We start from the raw sequence: 19,389 nt of genomic DNA, 5'->3' as shown, positions 1-19,389 counted from the left end.
ACTCAAGCTGTCCTTGCCTTGGCTCGCCGACGTGTGAACGTGTTGTGGGCGATGCTCCGCGACGAGGCGGTCTACCAGCCCGCGTCTACCGTCGCGGCGGCTTGACAACTTCATTGAGATTCCTCCTTGTCGAACGTGATGCACTTCACGTTACGGCCGGATCCATCCGAGAGGAATGTGCCTACGCTCAGACCTTCCGGTTCGATATGTGCGATGGCACAATATGCTCATGACCGGGGAATCCCCCGAGGTCATCGACCTGATGGGTGCGGTGGCCGAGGCGATGCTCGCCGAACTCGACCAACTGGTCGAGGCGATGGACGCCGCCGTGGTCGACCTGACCCCCGCACTGGGTACAGATGCCGCGATCGCAGCGGACATGTCGGCGAGCAACCGCGCGAACGCGCTGCGTCTGCTCACAACCCTCACCCGACGGGAAGGTGGAACCGCACCGATCGACGTCCCGCCCGAAGCGCTCGACATCGCCCGCACCGTTGCTCGACGCGGCATCGAATTCGACGTGATCTTCCAGGCCTACCGTCGCGGGCAGAACGTCGCCTGGCAACGCTACATGAAACTCGCCGCCGCGCTCGTTCCGGCGAGCCCTCTGCTGATGGACCTGCTGAATGCCTCCTCGCAACGCGTATTCGAGTACGTCGACCATGTCGTGGCCTGCGTCCTCGCCGAAGCACAACGGGAGCGGGAACAGGTACTCGGGGGCGCTCTCGCACGCCGCACCGAGACGGTCCGGCTGATCCTCGACGGTGCACCGATCGACGGTTCCCGGGCGAGCGAACGACTCGGCTACGACCTCTCCCGTCGTCACACCGCGCTGGTGCTGTGGTCCCAACCGGTCGGCGAAGCCCAAGGAGCGCTGGAGTCGGCTGCCACCATCCTGGCGCGTGCCGTCGGTGCTCGCGGTCCCCTCACCCTCCCCGCGGGAACCTCCGCCCTGTGGGCGTGGCTGGGTACCGAGTCCGACGTCTCGTACGAGGCGATGCGAAACGCCCTCGCGCACGCGCAATCCCACATCCGCGTCGCGGTGGGCCCCACCCGACCCGGCATCACCGGATTCCGCCGATCGCATGCGGCCGCGGTGTCCATACAGCGGCTGCTGGCCGGTCACCCCGGCGGCGCCCGGCTCGCGCTGTATCGGGACCTGGAAGTCACCGCGTTGACCGCCCAGGATCCGGACCGCGCAACGGAATTCGTCACCAGCACGCTCGGAACTCTGGCGGCGGACACACCCGCGGCCGCCCGCCTCCGCGAAACCCTGCGGATCTACCTCGAGGAAGCCGACAACGCCCCGCGGACGGCGGTTCGCCTGCACACGCACCGCAACACCGTCCTGCAGCGAGTCGCCCGCGCAACCGAACTGCTCGGCCACCACCCCGGCGAACACCGACTGGCACTCATGCTGGCTCTCGAACTCACCCACCAACTCGGTCCCCGAATGCTGCAGTGAGCAGACCGAGCTCGAACAACCGGAGATCGACGGACGCCCTGCGGGCGGCTGCCTCTGACCGATCGGAGACCCTACGGGTCCCTGAGCTTGCTCCGGCCCCTTCCCCAACGCTGCCCGGTCGCCATGCCCCGATAGACCGTCTCGGCCAGCACTCGTAGCCCCACGTCGCGGCGGACGTGCGGCAGGTACTGGACCCGGTCGTTCGTGTCGACCCTCACGATCGGGTGCTCCACCACCAGCTGTGGAGACGAGGGTTACTGGCGCCCAGTCGGTTTCGAAACACGGGAATGGCACCCGGTTTCGCAGCGTCGATGCGCTGACGTCGGACTCTGGGAGACGAGCGACGACGCCCGCCCGATGTGCCACGGTCACCGGAACGGCCCGTGCCCGCACCGAGGCAGACGGAAAACAACTCGAGCCCCTCGATCGGACCGCGGGTCGCGGGATCGAGGGGCTGCGTGCTCAGGACGTCGGATGTGAACCTGGTGGCCAGGTGATGTGCGGGCCGGCGCGGAAGGCACTCGCGGCTCGTTGCTCGTGCACGCCTCTGCGGGGCGTGTGGATAGAATCCACCGTACGGTGCATGACAGCTCCTACTGTCGTGTGCCCAGACCCCGGTCGGTGTTGGTAGCACCTTCCGGGGTCGACCTGTTTTCAGGCCGGTGCAGGGATGGTCCCACGGGTGGCGTCGAGGGTCAACTCGAACACGCGTTCGCGTCGCCGGGAAAACTCCCGCTCACTCGCCGGAGTCGCGTTGCTCGGTGAACCACACCGCGATCTGGGAACGTCTGGTGAATCCGAGCTTCCCCAGAAGACGCTCGACGTGTCCCTGCGCGGTTCGGAGCGAGATCGTCAGACGCTCCGCGATCTCCCTGTTCGTCAGGCCCTCGGCGACCAGCCCGGCGACCTCGAGTTCCCGCTTCGTCGGGGCACTTGCGAGGGGAGACTTCGACTCGGATCCGCCGGAGTCTTCCCCGAGCGCATACGCGACCGCGCCGGTGACGCCGAGCGCTTCGCCCTTCCGGCGAGCGGCCTCGAATGCCCTCGAACTCAGCGCATCACGCGCGGCGCGCAGAGTCATTTCGTGGTTCTCGGCAAGACCGGGCACAACCACGGACGGACTTCCGATCGACTGGCTCAGGTGGTCGGCGGCCGCGGCCAGGACCACCGCGCGTTCGGCATTGCGATCCGCCATTGCGATCCAGGAGAGCACCTGAAGGACCAAACTGATGTTGAGCCGCGGCGTGTACTTGCGCGCAATCAGAAGTGATTGCTGCAGAAGCTGTTCCGCACGGTCACGGTCACCCTGACGCCACACCACGACCGCCAGTGCCCACTGCGCATACGATCTGTGTACGGACTCACCGCGAGCCTCGGTGATCTCGAGGGCACGCTCGTAGCAGCTGATCGCCAGGTCGGTCCGACCGACGATTTCGTAGGCGAGTCCCATGCCGATGCGGGGAACCACTTGGTAGAGGACATCGTTCAGATCCGTGAAGGTCGACAATGCGCCTTCGAACCATTCGCACGTGCGCTGAAGGTCACCACTGAACAGGGTGCCGTAGGCGTCGCCGAGATCGAGATACGCCAGCAGCAGGGGGTCCGTCGTCCCTTCCGCCAACGCGCGCTCGTTCCGCATCACGACCGCCGAAGCCTTCGAGTCGCCCTGCAACCCGGCCATCGCGCTTTCCACGAATGCCGCCTTCGCCCGGTCGACGCTCGGCTTCGCCACCGCCTGTTCCAGCATCCGGTGGCACCAGCGACCGCACTCGCCGATGAGACTCCGCGAAAACCAATAGGGGAACAACGCCCCCGCCATCCGGACCCCGGCCTCGGGGTCGTCGGAGGCGCAGAAGTCCAGCGCCTGCCGTATGTTGGCCAGTTCCGTGGTGAGCCGCTTCATCCAATCGAGCTGTCGCGGGCCGATCCAGTCGGCCTCCGCGTCCCGCGCCAGCTGCTCGTACCACTCGCGATACGCCCGCCGCAGATCCGCGAGGTCACCTGCCTCGGATGCCTTCTCCTGTCCGTATTCCCGGATCGTCTCGAGCATCCGGAACCGCGCGACCGGACCGGATTGCTCGCGGATCAGGATCGACTTGTCGACGAGGTTGGACACCGCGTCGAAGACATCCTCTGCGGAGAACTCCGAGCCGCAGATGTGCTCGGCGGCATCGAGTTCGAACCCTCCGACGAACACCGACAGACGCGCCCACATCCGCTGTTCCAGCGGAGTGCACAGTTCGTAGCTCCAGTCGACGCACATCCTCAGCGTCTGTTGTCGTTCGGGTGCATCCCTGCTACCCCGGGTGAGCAGCGCGTAGCGGTCGGTGAGCCGCTGCAACACCTGCTCCGGCGATATCGCCCGCAGCCCGGCGGCGGCGAGTTCGATCGACAGCGGCAGGCCTTCGAGACGACGGCAGATCTTGGCGATCGTGACCGCGTCGTCGTCACCGGCCACGAAGCCGGGCACCGCCGCGGCGGCCCGCTCGACGAACAGCGTCATCGCGTCGTTGCGGTGTCCTCGTGCCGGTAGATTCTCGAGATCGGGGACCGGCAGCGGCGCCAGCGGCAGCACCACCTCGCCGCCGATGCCGATCCGCTCACGACTGGTCGCGAGGATCCGCAATCCCGGTCCGGCGCGCAGCAGCGACTCCGCGAGATGCGCGACCGCGTCGATCAGATGCTCACAGTTGTCGAGGACGAGCAGCACCTCCCGCTTCGCGAGGTAGTTCTCGAGGACCACCTTCAGCGGCGTGGTCGACTGATCGCGCAGACCGATCGCACCGGCGACCACGTCGACCAGGAGGGATTCGTCCTGCAGCTCGGCCAGTTCAACGAGGAACACACCGTCGGCGAACGCGACGCGCATCTGATGGGCGATTCTCAACGCGAGACGGGTCTTGCCTACCCCACCGACCCCGACCAGCGTCACCAGACGGGCGGTCGCCAGGAGGTTCTTGGCCTTCGCCAACTCTTCGCGGCGGTCGACGAAGCTCGTCAGCTCCAGCGGAAGGTCTCGCGTGCGGCCGGTCCGCGCCGTCGGTGGCCGGGTGGCCTCTCCCGCCGTGCTCGAGGCGTAGGCAGGAACTCCGGCACCCGCGCTCGCGGTCATGTCGTCCACGGAGAATCCGTGTGATCGTTGCGCCTCGCGAAGCCTGTCCCCCAGCTCGACCACGGACGGGCGGTCGTTCGGGTCGCCGGCCATTGCGGCCCCGATCAGAGCACTGACGTCGGCGGCGACCCCGTGGTCACGAGGATCCGGGACCGGCTCCGTGGCGATCCGCACGAACTGCGCGACCACCTGCTCACCGCTGCGACGTTCGAACGCGGCGTGACCGGTGGCCGCCGCGAACAGGGTGGCCCCGAGCCCGTAGACGTCGGCAGCGGTGCTCGGTGGCGCACCGTTGAACACCTCCGGTGCAGTGAACGCCGGCGAACCCGTGAGCACCCCGACGGCAGTCTGGAACTCACCCGCGACGTGAGCGATACCGAAGTCCGTCAACGCCGGCTCGCCGTAGTCCGTGAACAGGATGTTCGCGGGCTTCACATCGCGATGAATGATGCCGACAGCGTGGGCCGCCTCGAGCGCGCCGGCCATCTTGACCCCGATCCGCAGGACGTCCTCCAGCGGGAGCGGGCCCTGCCGGCGAATCCGCGTCTCGAGCGAGCCCTGGGATTCGAAGGGCATCACGATGAAGGGCCGGCCGTTGGCGGTGATGCCGGCCTGCAGGATGTTGACGATGTTGGGGTGACCGGTCAAGCGGCCGGCGGCGCGCTGCTCACGCAGGAATCGGGCGCGGTTGTCCTCGTCCAGATCGGCCGTGAGGACCTTCACCGCGACGACGCGGTCCAGCGAAGGCTGAGTGCACCGGTAGACCACGCCGAACCCGCCGCGGCCGACCTCTTGCGGATCCTCGAAACCGACGTCCTCCAGCTCCGCGGAGACCGTTCCGGCCACGCCACGTTGCGTCGCGAAGGGATCTGTATCGGCCATCGTCTACTTCGGTCCTGACCTCCGAGTGCAGCTCTGCACGGTTCGGACTTCCGTCCGTTTTCGAGCTTACGTCGGGCCGGGGCACCGGGCGGTGGACTCGCGAGCCATACGTCCCTGTTCCCGGATACGATCCGGGGTAGTTTCGTCTCGAGCAGGCTCGAAGCCCCTTTACGGGCCCGGGCACGCCGCAGCATTCTCGGTCGATAGCCCGCCTTCCGAGTGACCTCGAACGCGGATGTCATCGGCTCGTAACGAGAGTGCCTATCCACAGGCGGATCGTGGTCCGCAGCGACTCGCGATGCTCGGCGAACGAATCACCTGGTGCGAGAACCCTTGTCCCGAACGCGAAATCGAACACCATCCCTTCGAGCAGACTGATGAGGTCGCGCGCGGCATCCGGGGGTTGGGACGCGCCGAGGGCATCCATCAGTGCGGTCGCGGCGGGAAGCGAGAAGAGGCACGACGCCAGACCTGTCCTCAGCTCGTCGTCGGCGGCCGCGTCGACGACGAGCGCGTATCGGGCAAGGACGTCCCTGTGTCGGTCCGTCACCAGCGTTTCGAGCTGGTCCGCGATCAGGTTCCCGGCCGCTTCGATGGTGGGCGGCCGGACGATGGAGGCGGCGCTGTCGAAGTGTTCCCGGGACCGGCGCGCCAGGTGCGCGATCGCGGCGGACACCAGGGCGTGACGGGTGCGGTAGTAGTACGACGTCGAGCCCCGGGCCAGACCGAGGCGTGCATCGATGCCCTGGTGCGTGAGCGCATGGTTGCCACCCTCGGCAGCCAGGTCCAACGCGGCCTCGCAGATCAGCTCTCGACGGGAGCGACGTTCAGCCATATCCACCTCCATTCCCCGAAACTCTACGATGCTAGAGTTTCGAGCCATGCGTCGGACTCGCAGAACGTCACCGCCACGTCGTTCACTGCTCGTAGACGGCGCTGCATTCGATACCGCTGCACAAGATCTGGGATTCACCCTCGACGGATCGCAGCTGGAGACCGCGGCCGCCCTCGCCGCCGGCGATCGGAATCTGTATCTGTGGGGTCCCGTCGGACGGGGCAAGAGCTGGCTGATGGCGACGTACTTCGCCGCGCTGCCGACCGACCGGAAGATGCGGGTTCACTTCCACGAGTTCTTCCGCGACCTGCATCTGGGCATCCGACGGCACCGCAACAACCTTGCCGCTGCTCTGGACGAGCTGTTGGGCCGGGTGGATCTCGTGTGCTTCGACGAGTTCCACGTCCACGACCCCGCGGACGGCAAGTTCATCGCCCGTCTCCTGCCCGCCCTTCTCGATCGGCAGATCCGGGTGATCCTGACTTCGAACTACCCGCCTCGATCCCTGATGCCCAACCCGCTGTTCCACGACGACTTCATCCCCTCGATCGAGATGATCGAGCAGTTCTTCACCGTCGTCACCGTCGACGGGCCTGTGGACTACCGCACCGCCTCCGGTCACGAGGCCGGTTTCGCCGCCGGATGGTGGGTCAGCCCCGGCACGCAGGAGCAGAGAGACCGACTGGGACTGCGCTCGCCGACTCCCGACGAACGCACAGTCCTCGCACCGGCCGGGCATCCCGTCCGTGCCCTGCGCGCAGCGGAGGGGTGCCTGTGGGTCGACTTCGCCGACCTGTGCGAAAACACCACGGCCCCGGTCGACTACCTCGCCCTCGCACGACAATTCGGTACCTGGGTCGTCAGCGGAGTGCCCGACCTTCGAGCCACAGGGCGTGAGCCGGCGCAACGCTTCGCCAACGTGGTCGACGTGCTGTACGACTGCGACATCACCACCGTTTTCCTCGCGACCACGCCGCTGGACGCGTTCGCCGGCAGCGGCCGGTTACCCGTCGACATCGAACGAATCAAGAGCCGGCTCGGCCAGCTCGGCGAGCTCGAATTCGAAGCGGCTGAAGGATAGTCGATCCGGTCCGACCAGCACCTTCTCCGATTCATCGCGAAGGTCCCAGCGCCTTACCGGTAGTGGGCCCGCCAAATGGTCACGAGCCGCCGCGTCGCCGGCCCTTGGTGAGGTGTACCGGGTCGATGTCGACATCGGACCATTCGGCGGCCATTCTCAGGCTGGCCTCGCGTCCGGAATGCACGTGGTGGAAAGCGGATTCGGCAGCCCGGTCGGGGTCGTGGTCGGCGATGGCGGCCAGCAGCTCCTCGTGTTCGCGGCATTGCACCGTGGCGTCGCGCTCCTTGGTCAGATGGAACAGCCACTGTGTCCGGGCTTCCAGCGGTTGCAGGATCGATTCGAGTAGCGGGTTGGCGGCGAGATCGACGATGAGGGTGTGGAACTTCGCGTTCGCCGCGGCGATGGCAGCCTTGTCGCCGCGTTCGGTCGCGTCGCGTGCTGTATCCAGTTGAGCGGCAAGAGCTGCCAGGCCCTCCTCGTCGGCGCGTTCGGCGGCCAGTCGCGCTGCGAGAACCTCGAGGTTCTCGCGGACGTCGAAGAGGTCCCGGACGTCGTCGACGGTGAACGGCGAGACGATCGCACCCTGGCGCGGCACCACGACGACCAGCCCGTCCCGTTCCAATCGCTGCATCGCTTCGCGCAGCGGAATGCGCGAGACGGCCAGCTCCTCGGCAAGATCGCGCTCGATCAGACGGGTACCCGGAGCGAGGTCCAGGCCGATGATGCGGGAGCGTAGTTCGTCATAGGCGACGTCCCGTAGCGACTTCCGGCTTGCTGCATCCACTGCGGTTGTCACGTTCGACCTCTTTCCTCTTCGTGCCTGTCACCAGCATAGACACCGAAAAATAGCGGTATACCAGTAATGGAATTCTTACAGCCTCGCAATCTGACAGAAATGGATCGGGACCACGCTTCTCGTAACGGTATACCGCTAATCGGTATCGATGAATCGGGAGAAGCCCTATGAAGGTCACCACCGCCACCAAGGTCATGTCCGTCGCAGCCACTGGTCTTCTGACAGTGGGACTGAGCGCGTGCGGAACTTCTGACGCGGACTCGTCCGACGACGTCCTGTCCGTCGGCGTCTTCCTGCCCGGATCGATCAACGACACGGGATTCATGCAGTCGGGATTCGCAGGCGTGGAACGCATCCAGGCCGAATACGGGGACAGGATCGACGTCAGTTACGTCGAGCAGGTCGCCGCCGCCGACTATCAGCAGGCGCTGCAGCGCTTCGCCTCCCAGAACGATCTGGTGATCTCGGTCGGTGGGCAGACCGACGCCGACCTGCGCGCGGTCGCCCCGCAGTTCCCCGACGTCAAGTTCGTGGAGATCGGCGGGCCCGCCGACGCCGAACCGTTGCCGAACCTGGCCTACTACGACCCGCAGCAGGCCGAGGCCGAATTCCTGTCCGGTGCCGTCGCCGCCATGTCGTCGAAGAACGGGACGGTCGGGTTCGTCGGCGGGGTGGAACTTCCGGCGATCGTGAACGCCGCCAGCGCATTCGGTAACGGCGCTCGGTTCGTCCGGCCGGACGTCAAGGTCCTCGCACCGCAGTACGTGGGTGACTTCAACGACCCGGCCAAGGCCAAGCAGGCCGCCGGTGCCGCCTATGCCGGTGGTGCCGACGTACTGGGTCAGATCGTCAACCTCGGCAAGCAGGGCATCGAGCAGGCCGCGCGGGAATCGGGCAACCGTTTCAACGGCGGGCCCATCCCGGGTGACTGCGCGAACACCGTCTACGCCGGCTTCGTGCGCACCGATATCGGCACCGAAATCGAGTACGCGGTGTCCTCGGTGCTCGACGGCACGTGGACGGCCGCGCAGGTTCCGTTCGGCGTGACGACCGACAAGGGCGGCAGCGAATTCATCGTGTGCTCGACCGATCCGGCTGTCGCCCGGGCATTGTCCGATGCGGAGGCGGCGATCGTCTCCGGCGCGGTCCAGCCCTACTGACGGCCGGAAGCCGAACGAGAGGCGATGACGATGACCACCACCACCGCGCTGCTGTCGATGAACGGGATCGGGAAATCGTTCGGCTCGGTGCGCGCCCTGGACGCGGTGACACTGACCGTGAAACCTGGTTCCGTGCACTGCATTCTGGGAGAGAACGGTGCCGGGAAATCGACCCTGTGCAACACCGTCTACGGCACCGTCTCTCCCGATACCGGCAGCATGACCCTGGCCGGCGCCGACTACCGGCCACGCAATCCGTCGGACGCTCTGCAGGCAGGGGTCGCGATGGTGCATCAGCACTTCTCGCTGATCCCCACGATGACCGTCGCCGACAATCTGCTGCTGGGGCGCGACGGCTTCCGTCCGCCGCGGGGCCGGCTGTCGGACGACCTCGACCGCATCGCAGACAACTACGGTCTGAGTGTCGACCCGAAGGCCACGGTCGGCGAGCTGACCGTCGGGGCCCGCCAGCGAGTGGAGATCGTCAAGGCCCTGCTGCGTGACCCACGGCTGATCCTGCTCGACGAACCGACCGCAGTGCTCGATCCCTCCGAGATCGACGCACTGATCGCCACGTGCGCCGCCCTTGCCGCGGACGGCAAGTCGGTCGTCCTCATCACCCACAAGCTCGGTGAAGTCGCCCGCGCCGCCGACGAGGCCACCGTCCTGCGCGGAGGCACCGTCGTCGGTGGAGGACGGCTCGCCGACGTGCCGCTGTCCTCGCTGCTGAAACTGATGCTGGGCGACAAGGAACCGATCGACCCCGCCGCCGGCCTACGACGGCGCCGCGATACCCACAGCGACGCCGATGCCGTCCTGCGGGTGAGCGGTCTCGACGTGACCCGCCCGGACGGCAGTACCGCACTGTCGGACGTGGAGTTGGGCATCGGACGCGGCGAGATCGTAGGTATCGCAGGCGTCGAGGGCAACGGACAGTCCGAACTGACCGCCGTGCTGTCAGGGTCGCTGACCGCCGACAGCGGCACGGTGACCCTGGACGGCACGGATATCACCGATGCATCGCCGGCGCAACGGACCGCCGCGGGCATGGCGGTGATTCCCGAGGACCGGCACGCCGAAGGAATGATCGCCGACCTGTCGATCGCCGAGAACCTCGCGATGCCCCGACTGCGGCAGTACCGCCGGTGCGGGCTGCTCGATCGGAACCGGATGCGCGCCGACGCCGCCGCCGCGATTGCCGAGTACTCGATCAGGGCCTCGGATCCGGACGCGCCGATCGGTTCACTGTCCGGCGGCAACCAGCAGAAGGTCGTCCTTGCCCGCGAATTGTCCACTGCCGGATTGCGTGTCGTTGTCGCCGCGCAACCCACCCGGGGCCTGGACGCCGGTGCAGTCGCGTTCGTGCTCGACCGATTGCGCGACGCGGCCGACAACGGTGCCGCGGTCCTGATCACATCCAGCGAAATCGACGAACTGCTGACCGTGTGCGACCGGATCGTCGTGGCCTATCGCGGCGCACTACTGGGATCTGTGCGCACCGACTCACCCACTGCCGCAACCGATATCGGCAGCCTCATGACCGGAGTCCCCGCATGACCACCTCCATCACATCCGACCGCGGCCCGCGGCTGCGCCTCCTGCCGCCGATACAACATCTGCACCTGCGCCACCCGCTGGTGATCGCCCTCGGCGCCCTGGTCGTATCGGCCGTCGCGGGTCTGGCTCTGGCTGCCACCGCCGGAGCCGACCCCGGAACGGTCGTCGACGCGCTCGTCGACGGAACCTTGGGATCGCCGTTCGCGATCGGAACCTCGCTCAACAACGCCGCGCTCCTGATGCTGGTGGCAGCCGGATTCACCGTCGCCTACCGGGCCGGGCTCGTCAACGTCGGTGGTGAAGGCCAGATCTGCCTGGGCGGTATCGCCGCCACCGCAGTCGGGGTCTCGATCCCCGATTCGGTGCCGGTCCCCCTCGGTCTCGCCGCTGCTCTGCTCGCCGCCGTCCTCGCAGGTGCGGCTTGGGCGGGAATCGCGGCCTGGCTGCGGATCCGCCGCGGCACCAGCGAGATCATCACCACCCTGCTGCTGAACTTCGTCGGCCTGGCATTGGTGGTGCTGATGGTCCAGGAACCGTCGCTGTTGCGCCAGCCGATGACGTCCTCGGAGACCCTGCCCCAGTCCGAACCGCTGGCAGTCTCGGCGCGCCTTCCGTTGCTGGGCCTGGACAGGAACCCGGCCACGATCGCGATCGTGATCGCCGTGATCTCGGTGATCGCAGTGGGAATCATGTTGCGCCACACGATCACCGGACTTCGGCTGCGGAGCGTGGGACTGTCCGGCACCGCTTCGGCCCGATTCGGCGTCCCCGTCGATCGCACCGCGTTCCTCGGGCTCGCCGCGGCGGGCGGTTTCTCCGGGCTGGCCGGAGGACTGCTCGTCGCCTCCGCACCGTTCGTCCTCGCCGACGGATTCTCCTCCGGATTCGGGTTCAGCGGACTGGTCGTCGGACTCCTCGCTCGGGGATCGATGACCGCCGTCATCGCGGTCTCCACACTGTTCGGCTTCCTGGTCTCCGGCGGTATCAACCTCCAACTCGCCGCCGGAGTACCCGCGTCCACGATCACCGTCGTCCAGAGCCTGCTGATCATCCTCATCGCCGGTGCCGCATGGTGGACGAGTACCTCCAAGCCGCAACGCAAATCCCGTCCCGAGGTCCACACCGAAGCCCCCGCCAGGGAGGTGCTCGTATGAACACCGCAATGATCACCGAAGTATTCACCGGCGGAGTGGCATTCGCCATACCCCTACTGCTCGCAGCCACCGGCGAATCGATCTCCGAACGCGCCGGGGTGCTCAACCTGAGCATGGAAGGAATGATGCTCACCGGAGCGTTCGCCGGCGTGCTCGCCTCGGTCAGCACCGGATCGGCAGTGCTCGGTGCGGTCGCCGGCGTCGTCGCGGGCCTGATCTTCGGTCTCGCCCAGGCACTGCTGAGCGTGCGGCTCCGTGCCGACCAGATCGTCGTCGGTGTCGCGGCCAACGCACTCGCCCTCGGCCTCACCACCTTCGGGGCGCGGGTCCTGCTCGACGCCGGAAAGGGCCAGAACGTGCCCGCCTTCGCCGACGTCCGGGTTCCGGTCCTGAGCGACCTGCCGATCATCGGGCCCGCGGTGTTCGGGCAAACCCTCCTCGGCTACTTCTGCCTGGCGGTCATCGCCGCACTGGCAGTGATCTTCTCCCGCCGCACCATGCCCGGGATCAGGATCGACGCCGTCGGTGAAGACGCGACGTCTGCGGGCTGGACCGGGCTCGCCGTCAACCGCATCCGTGTCGCGGGAGTGCTCATCGCATCCGCAGCCGGTGGCCTCGCCGGCGCTCACCTCGCGCTCTCGGAGGTCCGCTCGTTCAGCGAGAACATGACTGCGGGCATGGGCTACCTCGCCGTCGTGGCCGTGATCGCCGGTCGATGGAAGGTATCCGGAATCCTCTGGGCTGCATTGTTCTTCGGTGTCGCCCGTGCAATGCAGTTCGCGCTCCCCGCGATCGGGGTGAACATCCCCTACGCCGTGCTCGTGATGCTGCCCTACCTCATTGCGATCGTCGCGGTCAGCGGCTTCGTGGGTGGACGGAAAGCACCGTCCTGCCTCACCGTCCCCTACATCGGCCGTGTCTGAACATCAATCCGAGAGGCGGACAAACAGATGACCCTCGTCCTCACCCATTCCGACATCGAGGCCCTGATCGACCGGCACGCCGTCTACGACGCCGTCGAACGCGCCCACGCCGATCTGTCCGCCGGCACCGCATGCAATCCGGCACCGGCGGTCCTCCCCCTCGAACAGGGGGGAACGGTCCTGCCGATGGCCGCAGTCGCGACCCGGCAGCGAGCCAGCTCGGTGAAAGTGCTGTCCGACATGCCGTTCAACCGTGCCGCCGGTCGACCCACCCAACGCTCGACCATCCTGCTGATGTCGGATCGGACCGGCGAATGCGAAGCGGTCCTCGACGGAAGGCTCATCACCGCCGTCCGCACGGCCGCCGCGAGCGCCGTCGCCACCGCACACCTCGCACGGGATTCGAGCACGACCCTGGGCTTGATCGGTGCCGGCACACTCGCCGTCGAACACACTCGCGCGATCGCTCGCGTCCGATCGATCGACAAGGTATCGGTCTGGTCCCGCTCCGCTGCGACCATTGACGAGTTCCGCCGCCGTGTTCACGATCTGGACCTGCGCGTCGAACACGCCGAATCGCCGCGCGACGTTCTGTCAACCGCCGACATCGTCTGCACACTGACACCGTCGAAGGATCCGATCGTCCACGGCGCGTGGTTCCGGCCGGGCCTGCACCTGAACGCCGTGGGTGCACCCCCGCGCGCCGATCACCGTGAGATCGACGGTGTCGGAATGGGTTCGGCCCGACTCGTCGTCGACAGTCGCCCCACCGCACTGACGAAGTCCGGTGACGTCCTGCTCGCCATCGGCGAAGGACATCTCACCGAGGACGCGGTGGCCGTCGAGCTCGGCGACGTCGTCCTCGATCCCGGACTCGGTCGGCGCAGCGACGAGGACATCACCCTCTTCAACTCAGTAGGCATCGGCCTGCAGGATCTCGTGACCGCCCGCATCCTCGTCGACGCCGCACTCGCCGCCGACATCGGAACCAGAGTAGAGATGAGCGCATGACCGTTCCCGCACCCGAGTCCCGCTTCCTCGCACGCAGCCTCGAACTCGCCGCAGAAGCAGCAGTGTCGGGCAACCGCCCGTTCGGCGCCGTCCTGGTCGCAGCCACCGGTGAGGTGCTCGCCGAAGGTCTCAACGAAGTCGCCTCCTCCGGCGACATCACCGCACATGCCGAACTCGTCGCGATCCGCCGGGCAACCGCCGACGGGCACGTCGACCGATTCGCCGGCGCCACGATGTACGCGAGCGGCGAACCGTGTCCCATGTGCGCCGCAGCGTGCGTCTGGGCCGGTACCACCCGGATCGTGTTCGCCGCGTCGACCGAAGGGTTCTCGACCATCCTCCCCGAGGGACCACATTTCACCCTCGGTTGCGCAGACGTCGTCGCGGCGACCGATGCGGAAGTCACCGTCGTCGGACCGGTTCATGAGGAGGAGGCCCTCGAGGTCATGCGCACCGCGGTCGCGGCCCGGTAGCGCGAGGCCTGCGTTCGGTTGGCTCGTCCCGATCCACGACGCGATTCGGAAACCGCTCACGTTGTTGCATGAGCGAATTCGCATTCACCGCGTGGATTCTCGGATCAGGATCGCTGTCGCCCTAGACTGCGCCCATGTCCTCGTATGCGATCAGCCGCCGGACCTTCGTGGCTGCGGCGGCCGCCGCAGCCGTCGCCGTCGTGACCCCGGCGCGGCCGGTGGCCTCTGCCGAGCCGAATGCGAACCCGACGATCGCTGCCCGCCAACGATTCTTCGGAGCCGAGCACGTCGACCCGCGCACCGGAGGAGTGGATCCCGACAAGGTGATCCTCTCGTGGTTCGGGGTGACGAGCTTCGCGACGGCGATCGCCGGGGACGTCTTCCTTCTGGACGCGTGGGTGCCTCGCGGGGAGTTCTCGAATCGTGTGCCGACGAGCCCCACCGAACTGGCAGCGTTGGCGCCGAGCCACATCTTCATCGGGCACGGACACTTCGACCATGCCGCCGACGCAACCGAGATCGCGTCACTGTCCGGCGCGACGATCGTCGGCACCGAGGAGCACTGCCGGGAACTCGACGAGCAGGCCGCCACGGACCTGCGGACGCATCCGTTGTCCCTGGATCGGACCGAATTCACGCTGGGCGGTGTGACCGTGCGCGCGGTGCGGCACCTGCACTCCGGACTGCGCGCACCCCGGGGCGAGCAGGCCCCGCTCGTCCTCGCGCCCGACTTCACGCCGACCGTCGAGCACCCCCCGACGCTCCAGGATCTGCAGCACCTGGCGGACCACGCCGGCGACGAGGAGGGCGGCTCGTTGCTGTACCAGTTCGAGGTCGGCGGCTTCGTGCTCACCTGGCACGACAGTTCGGGGCCGCTCGTCACAGACGCACCGCAGGTCCTCGACACCCTGCGGCAGTTGCCCGCCTCATCGGTGCAGATCGGGTCGATCCAGGGCTACAACCAGTACACGAACGGCCTCGGCGACACGCTCGACTACATCCGGGCGCTGCGCCCGTCCGTATTCGTTCCCTCTCATCACGACAACTGGCTCCCACCCGTCTCCGCGCCCGCCGCCGCGTACGAGCCGCGGTTGCGCGAGGCGGTGGCGAGCCTGCCGAATTCACCCGAGGTGCGCATGCTCGTCGATCCGACGGACTATCTGCGCCCCTCTCTGCTGACGTTCGACCTCACGACGAGGTGACACCGACCCGCAATTGCTGTCGCGCTCGATCCAGGCGCGATTCGGAATTCGCCCACACTGCAGCGTGAGCGAATTCGCACTCACCGCGTCGATTGCCGGATCGATATCGAACGGCCGATCGGAATCGAGCCGCTATCGACCGCACATACGAAAACGAGGTCACGACCTCTTTCGAGTTCGTGACCTCGTTCTGTGCAGTTCGTGGAACTGCTCTCTGTGGGCGAAGGGGGACTTGAACCCCCACGTCCCGAAGGACACTGGCACCTGAAGCCAGCGCGTCTGCCATTCCGCCACTCGCCCGAGCGACTGGAGAACAGTAACACATCATCCCCGGATATAACGATTCGCCTGGTCAAGGCGGGTTTCTCGGGGTCCAACGACGGGGTTCGGTACCGAGTTGGACAATCGCTCACGATCCTCCGAGCCGGATCGGACGAAAAGTCGATACCATGCAGGGGCGAGAACTGCATCGCGACACGCACAGACCTGGGAAGGGGGCCGCCATGGGTATCGCGCAGCGTTTCGAACGCAAGCTTCAAGCCGCAATCGGCGACGCGTTCGCGCGCGTCTTCGGAGGCGGTGTGGTCCCCCAAGAGGTCGAAGCCGCGCTTCAACAGGAAGCGACGGATGGTGTCCAGCAGCTCGATCGTGGGCTCATGCTCGCACCGAACAAGTACGTCATCACCATCAGCGAATCCGATCATGAGGCCCTGGCAGCAGACAGGGACTTGACGGTGAAGGCATTCTCCCGTCACCTTGAGGACTTCATTCGCGAACAAGGGTGGCAGACCTACGGTGAGATCAATGTTGCCTTCGAGTCGTCGTCGGCGCTGCACACAGGGCAGTACCGCACTCGCGGCTCGGTCGATCCCGATACCGGGCGCTCACCGGCGCGCGCCCCGGCCTCGCGTTCGCCCCAGAATCGCCCGACCGTGAAACCCGACCCAGGAGTTGCCCCCATGACGCAAAACCCCGGCTACGAACCCGGCCGCGAGCCCGCCGATCGCGCGGAGCCGCAGTACGCGCGCAACGGTCACGCGCACGTCGGTCAGGAGCAGCGCTACGCGCAGGGTTACGGCCAGCAGGGCGGCTACGGCCAGCCCGCCGGTGCCGCGGGTTACGACCAGGGTTACGCCGATCAGGGCTACGACCAGCAGGGTTACGGCCAGCAGGGCGGCTACGACGACCGCAACTACGGTGGCGGCTACGACCAGCAGCAGGCCTACAGCCAGGAGTACGGCCGCGACTACCAGCAGCCCTACGGCGACAACCGTTACCAGAACGGCTACGGCCAGCCCGGTGGCTACGACCAGGGCTACGCCGACCAGGCCTACCAGCCGCAGCCGTACGGCCAGCAGGCCTACGGCAACCAGGGCTATGCAGACCCGGGTTACGCGGATCAGGGTCAGGGTTACGACCAGCAGGGTTACGGCCAGCAGGGCGGCTACGACGACCGCAACTACGGTGGCGGCGCCGCCTACCCGCCGGCCGGTGCTCCCGCGGGTCGTGTGCTGACCGCGACCCTCCAGCTCGAGGACGGCAGCGGCCGCTACTACCAGCTCCGCGAAGGCAGCAACATCATCGGCCGCGGCCAGGACGCCCAGTTCCGGCTCCCGGATACCGGCGTGTCACGTCGCCATATCGACATCCGCTGGGACGGCGCGGTCGCGATGCTGTCCGATCTCGGTTCCACCAACGGCACCACCGTCAACGGCGCGCCGGTGCAGGACTGGCAGCTCGCCGACGGCGATGTGGTCCGTGCCGGTCACTCGGAGATCCTGGTCCGCATCCTCTGAACGGGATTCGACACCGAATCGGACCCGACTCGAGACCTGTCCGACGCGTAGCCGACGCGTCGGACGATGCGTCGAGTCGTACACAGTCCGTATTGTGGGTGACCTCAGCACACCGGATGCGAGTGCGCCGGTCGATCATGCCGAAGGAGGATGAGCCGTGCAGGGGCTGATTCTGCAGCTGACCCGGGCGGGTTTCCTCCTCCTGCTGTGGCTGTTCATCTGGGCTGTTCTGCGCACACTGCGCTCGGACATCTACGCCGGCGCCGCCCGGCCGCTGCCTCGCTATTCGGGCAAGCAGTCGGTGCTGCCGTCGCTGAGTCGCAACAAGACGGCGAAGTACCTGGTGGTGACACAGGGTGCGCTCGCCGGCACCCGCATCTCGCTGGGCACCCAGCCGGTGCTGATCGGACGTGCCGACGATTCGACGCTCGTGCTCACCGACGACTACGCCTCCACCCGCCACGCCCGGCTCTCGCCACGTGGCTCCGACTGGTACGTCGAGGACCTGGGTTCCACCAACGGGACCTATCTCGATCGTGCGAAAGTCACCACCGCTGTCCGCGTACCCCTCGGCACCCCGGTCCGGGTCGGGAAGACCGTGATCGAGCTCCGCCCGTGACCCTTGTATTGCGATACGCCGCCCGCAGCGACCGGGGTTTGGTCCGCTCCAACAACGAAGACTCCGTGTACGCCGGGGCACGTCTGCTCGCGCTCGCCGACGGCATGGGCGGCCACGCCGCCGGTGAGGTCGCCTCACAACTGATGATCGCGGCGCTCGCCCACCTCGACGACGACGAGCCGGGCGAGGACCTGCTCGGCAAGCTCGCCGCCGCGGTCCGCGAAGGCAACGCCTCCATCGCCGATCAGGTCGAGGAGGAACCCGAACTCGACGGCATGGGCACCACGCTCACCGCGATCCTGTTCGCCGGCAGCAAGCTGGGCCTGGCCCACATCGGCGATTCGCGCGCCTACCTGCTGCGCGACGACCAGCTGACCCAGATCACCCGCGACGACACCTTCGTGCAGTCCCTCGTCGACGAGGGTCGCATCACCGCCGAGCAGGCGCATTCGCATCCGCAGCGGTCGCTGATCATGCGGGCGCTGACCGGCAGTGAGGTCGAGCCGACCCTCACGGTGCGCGAGGTGCGCGTCGGCGACCGTTACCTGGTGTGCTCGGACGGTCTGTCCGACGTGGTCAGCGACGAGACGATCGCCAACACGATGCGCGAGGGCACCCACGACGAGTGCGCCGACCGCCTCATCGAACTGGCGTTGCGCAGCGGCGGCCCGGACAACGTCACCGTCGTCGTCGCCGACGTCATCGACCTGGACTACGGGCAGAGTCATCCGATCGTCGCAGGCGCAGCGTCCGGTGAGGACGAGGACACTCCCCCGCCGAACACCGCAGCCGGTCGCGCCGCGGCGATGCGCCCGCCGCGTGCCACCCCGAAGCGGGTGATCAGCGCGCCCGAACCCGAACCGAAGCGCAAGCGCAGCCGCCTGTGGTGGATCATCGGGGCGATCGTCGTACTGGCGCTGCTCGCGGCCGGCCTGGTCGTGGGTCGCACGATGATCCGCAACTACTACTACGTCGGCGCCGACGACGGCCGGGTCACCGTGCTGCGGGGCGTGCCCGGCAACGTGCTCGGCTACTCGTTGCAGGAACAGGCGCTCGTGGGATGCGTCACCGACGAGGGCATGCTGACGCTGATGGAACCCGACCACGCCAACTGCCGGGTCATGGTCGTCGACGATCTGCAGCCCGCCGCGCGCGAGCAGGTGCGGGCCGGTCTCCCCTCCGGCAACCTGGACGACGCGAAAGCGCAGATGGGCCGGCTCGTCGACGGTGATCTGCTTCCGGTGTGCATCGAGGAGAAGCCGGCACCGGCACCGGTTCCCGCGCCCGCCTCTGCGGCGCCGGCTCCGGACGGCACGGCTGCCC

16 protein-coding genes and 1 tRNA gene are annotated in these 19,389 nt (G+C 67.3%); 12 read left to right on the top strand and 5 right to left on the bottom strand.

Annotated elements, in window-relative coordinates:
* Positions 1 to 229 precede the first annotated feature (229 nt).
* Positions 230 to 1,465: a CdaR family transcriptional regulator gene (locus M1M07_RS29565; RefSeq protein WP_197257748.1), complete on the top strand. Its 1,236-nt coding sequence runs from the start codon at positions 230 to 232 to the stop codon at positions 1,463 to 1,465.
* A gap of 71 nt (positions 1,466 to 1,536) precedes the next feature.
* Here M1M07_RS29565 and M1M07_RS29560 read toward each other — a convergent pair whose 3' ends face one another.
* From M1M07_RS29560 to M1M07_RS29550, 3 genes are all read right to left on the bottom strand, one after another.
* Positions 1,537 to 1,683, bottom strand: coding sequence for a hypothetical protein (locus M1M07_RS29560; RefSeq protein ID WP_248676439.1), 147 nt, complete (start codon positions 1,681 to 1,683; stop codon positions 1,537 to 1,539).
* A 518-nt stretch (positions 1,684 to 2,201) separates the two neighbouring features.
* A complete protein-coding gene (locus M1M07_RS29555; protein ID WP_248676438.1) occupies positions 2,202 to 5,459 on the bottom strand; it encodes a protein kinase in 3,258 nt (1,085 codons plus the stop codon).
* A 238-nt stretch (positions 5,460 to 5,697) separates the two neighbouring features.
* The gene (locus M1M07_RS29550; RefSeq protein WP_197257754.1) at positions 5,698 to 6,294 is read right to left on the bottom strand and encodes a TetR/AcrR family transcriptional regulator; all 597 of its coding nucleotides are present in this window, start codon (positions 6,292 to 6,294) and stop codon (positions 5,698 to 5,700) included.
* 46 nt (positions 6,295 to 6,340) lie between these two features.
* On the opposite strand from M1M07_RS29550, the gene zapE reads away from it, so the two are divergent.
* Complete coding sequence (gene zapE, locus M1M07_RS29545) at positions 6,341 to 7,375, top strand: cell division protein ZapE (RefSeq protein ID WP_197257756.1); 1,035 nt, start codon at positions 6,341 to 6,343, stop codon at positions 7,373 to 7,375.
* Positions 7,376 to 7,454: 79 nt separating this feature from the next.
* Here the strand turns inward: zapE and M1M07_RS29540 are convergent, their stop codons facing one another.
* Positions 7,455 to 8,171, bottom strand: a complete 717-nt coding sequence (locus tag M1M07_RS29540) for a GntR family transcriptional regulator (RefSeq protein ID WP_248676437.1) — start codon at positions 8,169 to 8,171, stop codon at positions 7,455 to 7,457.
* Between the two features lie 167 nt (positions 8,172 to 8,338).
* Between M1M07_RS29540 and M1M07_RS29535 the strand changes: the two genes are divergently transcribed.
* The 7 genes from M1M07_RS29535 (at position 8,339) to M1M07_RS29505 (ending at position 15,651) form a co-directional block, all read left to right on the top strand.
* Complete coding sequence (locus M1M07_RS29535; RefSeq protein WP_248676436.1) at positions 8,339 to 9,331, top strand: BMP family protein; 993 nt, start codon at positions 8,339 to 8,341, stop codon at positions 9,329 to 9,331.
* Between the two features lie 30 nt (positions 9,332 to 9,361).
* Positions 9,362 to 10,888: an ABC transporter ATP-binding protein gene (locus M1M07_RS29530; RefSeq protein WP_197257762.1), complete on the top strand. Its 1,527-nt coding sequence runs from the start codon at positions 9,362 to 9,364 to the stop codon at positions 10,886 to 10,888.
* Positions 10,885 to 12,042 (top strand): ABC transporter permease, encoded by a 1,158-nt coding sequence (locus M1M07_RS29525; protein WP_197257764.1) that lies wholly within the window; start codon positions 10,885 to 10,887, stop codon positions 12,040 to 12,042. Before M1M07_RS29530 ends, M1M07_RS29525 begins: the two co-directional genes overlap by 4 nt.
* On the top strand, positions 12,039 to 12,965 hold the full coding sequence (locus M1M07_RS29520; RefSeq protein ID WP_197257766.1) for an ABC transporter permease: 927 nt from the start codon (positions 12,039 to 12,041) through the stop codon (positions 12,963 to 12,965). Before M1M07_RS29525 ends, M1M07_RS29520 begins: the two co-directional genes overlap by 4 nt.
* A 27-nt stretch (positions 12,966 to 12,992) precedes the next feature.
* On the top strand, positions 12,993 to 13,976 hold the full coding sequence (locus M1M07_RS29515; RefSeq protein WP_197257767.1) for an ornithine cyclodeaminase family protein: 984 nt from the start codon (positions 12,993 to 12,995) through the stop codon (positions 13,974 to 13,976).
* Positions 13,973 to 14,449, top strand: coding sequence for a nucleoside deaminase (locus tag M1M07_RS29510; RefSeq protein WP_197257769.1), 477 nt, complete (start codon positions 13,973 to 13,975; stop codon positions 14,447 to 14,449). The genes M1M07_RS29515 and M1M07_RS29510 overlap by 4 nt, the downstream gene beginning before the upstream one ends.
* A gap of 134 nt (positions 14,450 to 14,583) precedes the next feature.
* Positions 14,584 to 15,651, top strand: a complete 1,068-nt coding sequence (locus tag M1M07_RS29505; RefSeq protein ID WP_248676435.1) for an MBL fold metallo-hydrolase — start codon at positions 14,584 to 14,586, stop codon at positions 15,649 to 15,651.
* A gap of 217 nt (positions 15,652 to 15,868) precedes the next feature.
* Here the strand turns inward: M1M07_RS29505 and M1M07_RS29500 are convergent.
* Positions 15,869 to 15,951: transfer RNA gene (locus tag M1M07_RS29500), tRNA-Leu, on the bottom strand.
* A gap of 203 nt (positions 15,952 to 16,154) precedes the next feature.
* On the opposite strand from M1M07_RS29500, the gene M1M07_RS29495 reads away from it, so the two are divergent.
* The 3 genes from M1M07_RS29495 to M1M07_RS29485 form a co-directional block, all read left to right on the top strand.
* Entirely contained in the window at positions 16,155 to 17,447 is a 1,293-nt protein-coding gene (locus M1M07_RS29495) for a DUF3662 and FHA domain-containing protein (protein WP_248676434.1), read from the top strand.
* Between the two features lie 157 nt (positions 17,448 to 17,604).
* The gene (locus M1M07_RS29490) at positions 17,605 to 18,066 is read left to right on the top strand and encodes an FHA domain-containing protein (RefSeq protein WP_072809145.1); all 462 of its coding nucleotides are present in this window, start codon (positions 17,605 to 17,607) and stop codon (positions 18,064 to 18,066) included.
* Positions 18,063 to 19,389: PP2C family serine/threonine-protein phosphatase (locus M1M07_RS29485; protein ID WP_248676433.1), on the top strand; the 1,327-nt coding region annotated here is incomplete at its 3' end. The genes M1M07_RS29490 and M1M07_RS29485, both read left to right, overlap by 4 nt.

Source organism: Rhodococcus sp. HM1 (assembly GCF_023218075.1).
In the GTDB taxonomy this organism is placed as follows: Bacteria; Actinomycetota; Actinomycetes; order Mycobacteriales; family Mycobacteriaceae; genus Rhodococcus.
Note: the sequence above shows the minus strand (reverse complement) of the source record. Positions and strands in the feature narration are given on the sequence as shown.

Bases quoted from the DNA above. Each gene is read 5' to 3' on its own strand.
- M1M07_RS29565 (WP_197257748.1), top strand. From the start codon at position 230: ATGACCGGGGAATCCCCCGAGGTCATCGACCTGATGGGTGCGGTGGCC.
- M1M07_RS29555 (WP_248676438.1), bottom strand. From the start codon at position 5,459: ATGGCCGATACAGATCCCTTCGCGACGCAACGTGGCGTGGCCGGAACG.
- M1M07_RS29550 (WP_197257754.1), bottom strand. From the start codon at position 6,294: ATGGCTGAACGTCGCTCCCGTCGAGAGCTGATCTGCGAGGCCGCGTTG.
- zapE (WP_197257756.1), top strand. From the start codon at position 6,341: ATGCGTCGGACTCGCAGAACGTCACCGCCACGTCGTTCACTGCTCGTA.
- M1M07_RS29535 (WP_248676436.1), top strand. From the start codon at position 8,339: ATGAAGGTCACCACCGCCACCAAGGTCATGTCCGTCGCAGCCACTGGT.
- M1M07_RS29530 (WP_197257762.1), top strand. From the start codon at position 9,362: ATGACCACCACCACCGCGCTGCTGTCGATGAACGGGATCGGGAAATCG.
- M1M07_RS29525 (WP_197257764.1), top strand. From the start codon at position 10,885: ATGACCACCTCCATCACATCCGACCGCGGCCCGCGGCTGCGCCTCCTG.
- M1M07_RS29520 (WP_197257766.1), top strand. From the start codon at position 12,039: ATGAACACCGCAATGATCACCGAAGTATTCACCGGCGGAGTGGCATTC.
- M1M07_RS29515 (WP_197257767.1), top strand. From the start codon at position 12,993: ATGACCCTCGTCCTCACCCATTCCGACATCGAGGCCCTGATCGACCGG.
- M1M07_RS29510 (WP_197257769.1), top strand. From the start codon at position 13,973: ATGACCGTTCCCGCACCCGAGTCCCGCTTCCTCGCACGCAGCCTCGAA.
- M1M07_RS29505 (WP_248676435.1), top strand. From the start codon at position 14,584: ATGTCCTCGTATGCGATCAGCCGCCGGACCTTCGTGGCTGCGGCGGCC.
- M1M07_RS29495 (WP_248676434.1), top strand. From the start codon at position 16,155: ATGGGTATCGCGCAGCGTTTCGAACGCAAGCTTCAAGCCGCAATCGGC.